General features: G+C 48.7%; 3 protein-coding genes. 1 reads left to right on the top strand and 2 read right to left on the bottom strand.

What is annotated here, in order from left to right; all coding sequences use genetic code 11:
* Both BQ9856_RS01395 and BQ9856_RS24690 read right to left on the bottom strand, forming a co-directional pair.
* On the bottom strand, window positions 1–746 hold a 746-nt coding region (locus BQ9856_RS01395), incomplete at its 3' end, for a pentapeptide repeat-containing protein (protein ID WP_159441918.1).
* A 188-nt stretch (window positions 747–934) separates the two neighbouring features.
* Window positions 935–1,924, bottom strand: a complete 990-nt coding sequence (locus BQ9856_RS24690) for a LysM peptidoglycan-binding domain-containing protein (RefSeq protein WP_200801231.1) — start codon at window positions 1,922–1,924, stop codon at window positions 935–937.
* A 41-nt stretch (window positions 1,925–1,965) separates the two neighbouring features.
* Here BQ9856_RS24690 and BQ9856_RS24695 point away from each other — a divergent pair.
* Window positions 1,966–2,218 (top strand): hypothetical protein (locus BQ9856_RS24695; protein WP_200801232.1); only part of this gene is annotated, 253 nt, incomplete at its 3' end.

A 2,218-nucleotide genomic window follows, 5' to 3' on the forward strand; every position in this document is an offset into this window, starting at 1 on the left:
AAAAATACCGCCTCTCTCAAATCGGCGTTTTGAATATTGGCATCCCGCATATCCGCCCCTAAAAAGTTTGCTCCTGAAAAGCTGCATCCCGAAAAATCTGCCGCAATCAGCAAAGTCATGCTGAAATCACTGCCATCAAAATTTTTCCCGCTAAAATTTTTTCCCATGCATTCAGCAGGTTTGCTTTCTCTCTTATTTGGAAAGCTCTTCTTTACCAGAGCTCCAACCTCTTTCAGTATTCCATTTACCTGCTCTTTGTAACCTTCCAGTTCAAAATCCATTACTGCTTCCGGTGAGCCGGAGCATATCTCCTGATTTTTCTCTATCAGTTCATCAATGCCGGACCATAAAGCTTTTGCAGGCAAAAGAGTTCTTGATTCCATTAAAAACCATAGCATTTGGCGCAAATGAAAAACTTTAAGAAATACCTCAAACATTTCCTTCGATTTTTTCGGTTCAGAAAACCATGTTGAGCCTCCATACAGTTCCTTTGTGACCTTTTGCCCTGCACCAAAACAGTCATACCCCATACAGCCTTTCATTTTTTTACGGTTAAGTTCATTATGGATTTTACAACGGAAATCTCTCTGTAAGTTGACGCATGGTTTCCCTGCAGATTTGTTCTCCGGAAAGCCATCCATTTTTGAAAAGAATAATGCCGTACAGCACAATCCGCTGCAATTGGAGCAGTCGATCCGAAGTTCCTTGTATAATTCTTTATTGGTACTAAATACATGTAAATTCATCGTCCTTCTCCTGTCAAAATTTTGCCATATGTAAAATCCAAGCCTGCAAATTAATACCAAAGTACAGGCTTCCATTCCTCATTTACTCTTATCTTACCATAAGCTTTTCCTTCTTTCCACCTGACTTACATCATTATTACATGAAATAAAGCAGTCCGGTCAAGTAAGGCCGGACTGCTTATTGGTTTTTAAATTCTGAAATACTGCTCAAATTGCCTAACAATTCCCCGAGCCATCACATCGGCCATTTCCATGGCCTCCTGTTCAATGCTTTCAAATATATTGATGCTGTCCTCAAAATTTTGTGACATGATATCATTAGCTTCTGTCTTCAGCATCGCAAGATGGTCATACAGCATCTTCTTCCACTCCTGGACCGACCAGTTCGGATTGATGCTGTTAAGGAACGCTGCAATCTGGTCTGCATTTTCGTACCAGCGTCTTTCTGCATCAGCTGCTGCAGACGTATTGCCTGCCATTGAATCTGTGATAAGTTCTTTGGCGATTGTGAGGTGGGCCGTTAACAGATCTGCAAAATTTGCGGCATTTTCTTCCCCATAAAAAGGACGCAATGCTTCCTCAAAATCACCGGGATTCTGTAAGAGACGGGCGGTGACAAATTCCTCATCCGGCAAACCAAAAACCAGACTCAGGATAAGCATTCTCGTCCAATAAACATGCTGTGACCATAAAAGCCGCAAGTAGTTGTTCAGGTTATGCTCCGCATTGCTGACCCACATGGGGGTTGGCTGCGGCATAGGCTGGGGTCGGGGCATGGGCATGGGCTGAGGTTGGGGCATGGGCTGGGGTTGAGGCATGGGCTGGGGTTGAGGCATGGGCTGCGGCGCGGGCTGGGGCCTGGGCTGAGGCTGAGGCATGGGCTGCGGTTGAGGCATGGGCTGGGGCCTGGGCTGCGGCATAGGCGCGGGCTGGGGCCTGGGCTGGGGCTGAGGCATGGGCTGCGGCTGAGGCATAGGCTGCGGCTGAGGGCGCATAGGAACCCTGCGTCCATATGGAATGCAGACCACCTGCCCAATAAACAGATTGGCAGGGTTAATACCCGGATTCACTGCCATGATAGCTTCAACGGTCGTAAGAAAACGTTGTGCTAACAGCCAAAGCGTATCGCCGGCTTGAATGATGTAGGAATACAATCCTGCCGGACAAGAAGTCATCATATTATCGTTATTTGATTCCCCACGAACCATGGGTTGATTTTGTGTCTGGGGCTGAGTCTGTAATTGAGTCTGGGGACGAGGCTGGGTCAGCGGCTGGGTCTGCGGCTGCGGCTGGGTTTGCGGCTGCGGCTGCAATTGAGGCTGCGGCTGTAATTGAGGCTGCGGCTGCGGTTGTGTCCGAAGCTGCGGTTGCGGCTGTGGCTGTGGCTGCGGCTGCGGTTGCGGTTGTGGCCGAGGCTGCGGTTGTGGCTGCGGCTGTGTCCGAGGCTGCGGTTGCGGCTGTCGTTGTGGCGG

The organism is Clostridium sp. Marseille-P2415 (genome assembly GCF_900155545.1).
GTDB lineage: Bacteria > Bacillota > Clostridia > Lachnospirales > Lachnospiraceae > Lacrimispora.